The organism is Brachybacterium sp. SW0106-09, from assembly GCF_001293905.1.
GTDB classification, from domain to species: Bacteria; Actinomycetota; Actinomycetes; order Actinomycetales; family Dermabacteraceae; genus Brachybacterium; species Brachybacterium conglomeratum.
In genome coordinates this window covers 1-3277 of the sequence record NZ_BCAK01000049.1, presented here as the reverse complement: position 1 = coordinate 3277, position 3277 = coordinate 1, and the positions used below count along the sequence as shown (strand labels likewise).

The 3277-nt window shown below is 76.7% G+C and carries 2 protein-coding genes and 1 pseudogene; 2 read left to right on the top strand and 1 reads right to left on the bottom strand.

Annotated elements, in window-relative coordinates; all coding sequences use genetic code 11:
• Window positions 1-319 (top strand): annotated as a pseudogene (locus Y09_RS13995) (hypothetical protein); the annotation flags it as partial.
• Window positions 316-1623 (top strand): AMP-binding protein, encoded by a 1308-nt coding sequence (locus Y09_RS13990; protein WP_053918285.1) that lies wholly within the window; start codon window positions 316-318, stop codon window positions 1621-1623. The pseudogene Y09_RS13995 and the gene Y09_RS13990, both read left to right, overlap by 4 nt.
• Here Y09_RS13990 and Y09_RS13985 read toward each other — a convergent pair.
• A complete protein-coding gene (locus tag Y09_RS13985) occupies window positions 1604-2998 on the bottom strand; it encodes an L-serine ammonia-lyase (RefSeq protein ID WP_053918284.1) in 1395 nt (464 codons plus the stop codon). The genes Y09_RS13990 and Y09_RS13985 overlap by 20 nt on opposite strands.
• Window positions 2999-3277: the final 279 nt, after the last annotated feature.

Genomic DNA, 3277 nt, shown 5'->3' with positions numbered 1-3277 from the left:
GCCCTCGCGGCTTGACTCAGAACATAGGGACACCCCCCCGACCTACGGCGACCGGCCCCGGGGAGCGCTCACGCCCGCGCAGGCCGCCGCCCGGGTGCTGCGGGGGCTGGACCGCGCCCCGGCGATGGTCTCCCCGCCCTGGGCACGGCTCGCCGCGGTGCTCTCGCAGGCCGCACCCGCCCTCGCGGCCCGTGGTGCGGGCGCCGGGGCGGAGGTCGCACGGAGGCTCGCCGCCCGCACCTCCGCTCCGTGCGGCCGCGAGGGGCAGGGCCGGGGACCCGGCGGGCAGGGCCGCGCCGACCAGGAGCGACGGCGATGAGGCACCGGACGCCGGCCGGGCTCCGGGGCAGCGGGAGGGCGGCCCGGGTCCGGGCCTCCCTCCCCCGCGCTCCCCTGGTCCTGCCCGCCCTGGACGTCGGCGCCGCGCTGCGCGCGCGGGTCGGGGCGAGGCCGCGCGCCGTGGTGCTCGTGGACCGTCACGGCACGCTCACCGGAGGGGAGCTGCTGGACCTCGTGCGTCTGCACCGCAGCGGCACCGCCACGGCGGACCGCGCCGGACTCGCCGCCCTGCCGGCCGAGGCCTCGCTGCGCCAGGTGCTCGCCGCGGTGCTCGCCGGCCCCGAGATGCTGGAGCTGCGCTCGAGCGGCTCCACCGGTGCTCCCCGGCCGCAGCGGCGCGGTCCCCTCTCCCCCGCGCAGCTGCTCTCCCTGGTGGACCTCGCCCGTCGGATCGGGCTGCGGCCGGGCCGGGTCACGGCCTGCGCAGCGCCGGGGGTGCACGGCCACGGACTGGTCGCGACGCTGGGCGCCCTCGCCCTCGGCGCCCCGCTCGTGGACCTCACGCATCTGCCCGCCGCGGAGCGCGTCGCCCTGCTGCACCGCACCTCGCCCGCGCTGCTCACCGGGGTGCCGGTGCACCTCGCGGACCTGCTGCGCGCGGACCGGGAGCTCGGCGGCGGGCGTCCGCTCGCGATCGACCGCGTCGTCGCGGGCTCCGACGCGCTCTCCCCCGTGCTGCGCGCGGATCTCGCGCGCCACTTCCGGGCCCGGGTCCACGACGTCTACGGCACCACCGAGACCGGCTCGCTGTGCGTGGACGGTCGCCCTCTGCACGGCGTGCACCTGCGGGAGCTCGACGGGCTGCTGTGCGCCCGCACCCCGTTCACGGGCGGTCGGGAGCTGGTCACCGACCGCGGGGAGATCACGGCCGATGGGAGGGTGCGGGTGCTGGGCCGGGCGGACGGCTCGGTCTCCTCCGGCGGGATGCTCCACGGCCCCGCCGCGGCGGTGCGCGTGCTGCGCTCCGCTCCCGGCGTCGCCTCGGCGCGCCTGCGGGTGGTGCCCGATGCGCGCTTCGGCGTGCGGACCCTCGCCGAGGTGGTCCTCGCCCCGGCCGCGGCGGACGCGGTGCCGCCGAGCGCCGAGGAGCTCCGGACCCTGGTGCGGGACCGGCTGGGCGCCGCGGCGGTGCCCCGCGAGGTGCGGATCCTGCCGCCGGGCGCGGCGAGCGCGGCGCCGTCGGGACCCGACGGCGAGGGGCCCGCGCCGTCGGGAGAGGGCCCCTCGGCCCCCTGGGGCCCCGGCGGGCCGATGGACGTTCCGCTCAGCAGTCCGGGACGCTGACCGGCACCGCGGTGACCGCGAGCCCGCCCATGGCGGTCTCCTTGTACCGCTCGGACATGTCCTTGCCCGTCAGCCGCATCGTCTCGATGACGGTGTCGAGGGAGACGAAGTGCTCGCCGGTGCCGCGCAGCGCGAAGCGCGCCGCGGTGATCGCCTTGACCGCCGCCATCGCATTGCGCTCGATGCAGGGCACCTGCACCAGACCGCCGACGGGGTCGCAGGTCAGGCCCAGGTTGTGCTCCATCGCGATCTCGGCGGCGTTCTCGACCTGGGCGGGCTTGCCGCCCATCACCTCGCACAGCGCCGCGGCCGCCATCGAGCAGGCCGAGCCCACCTCGCCCTGGCAGCCCACCTCGGCGCCGGAGATCGAGGCGTGCTCCTTGTAGAGCGAGCCGATCGCCCCGGCGGTCAGCAGGAAGCGCACCGCGATCTCGTCGGGGTCCACGCCCTCGATGTAGTTGGTCGCGAAGAAGAGCACGGCCGGGATGATCCCGGCGGCCCCGTTGGTCGGCGCGGTGACGACGCGGCCGCCGGCGGCGTTCTCCTCGTTCACGGCGAGCGCGGCGAGGGAGACCCACTCGAAGGAGTTCATGGGCAGGCGCGCCGGATCCTCGGCGGAGAGCGACTCGTACCAGGAGGCGGCGCGTCGCTTGACCTCGAGCCCGCCGGGCAGGACCCCGGGGGTGCGGATGCCTCGCTGGATGCAGTCGTCCATGGTGCGCCAGATCCTCAGCAGGCCCTCGCGGATCTCCTCGTCGTCCCGCCACTGCCTCTCGCGCAGCAGCATCGCGTCGGAGATCGAGATGCCTCGGTCCTCGCAGACCCGCAGCAGCTCGGCCCCGGTGGTGAAGATGGTGCGGCCCTCGTCCTCCGCGGCGACCTCAGCGATCGAGCGGTCCATGTCCGCCTCGTCGACGACGAAGCCGCCGCCGACGGAGAACATCGGACGGCGCACGAGCTCGGCGCCGCCCGCGGCCTGGGCGATGAAGGTCATCCCGTTGGAGTGCTGGGGCAGGAAGGTCAACGGGTGCAGCACGATCGAGGAGGGTCGCAGCGACACCTCGAGCCGGCCGTCGAGCAGCAGCCCGCCCTCGGCCTCGATCCGCTCGACGCGCTCCCTGCCCGCGACCGGGTCCACGGTCTCCGGATCCGAGCCCTCCAGGCCCATCACGATCGCGGAGAGGGTGCCGTGCCCCTCGCCGGTCGCGGCGAGCGAGCCGTACAGGTGGACCTCGACCTCGGCGACCCGGGGACCCGTCTCCGGGTCCGAGAGCACCTCGTGCGCGAACTGCGCCGCCGCCCGCATCGGCCCCACCGTGTGGGAGCTCGACGGGCCGATGCCGATCTTGAACATGTCGAACGTGCTGATGCTCACCGCAGCCCTCCTCGACGTCCTCGTCGTGTCGGTCGTGCCCGCCGCGCCTGCGGGCGGGCACTGCGTGCCGTGACCGGGAGTGCTCTCCCCCGACGCGTCACGGCACGACGATCATCGTCCCCCGTGCCGTCGCGGGCCGCGGCTCGGCGCGCCGGAGCGGCCGCGGCCGCCCGCGCGCCCGGTGCCCCGACCCTGGCCGGAGTCCTGCCCGCGTCCCGTGCCGCCGGAGTCCCTGCCGCCGCGACCGGTGGCGCCGGAGCCCTTGCCGCCGGACCCCTT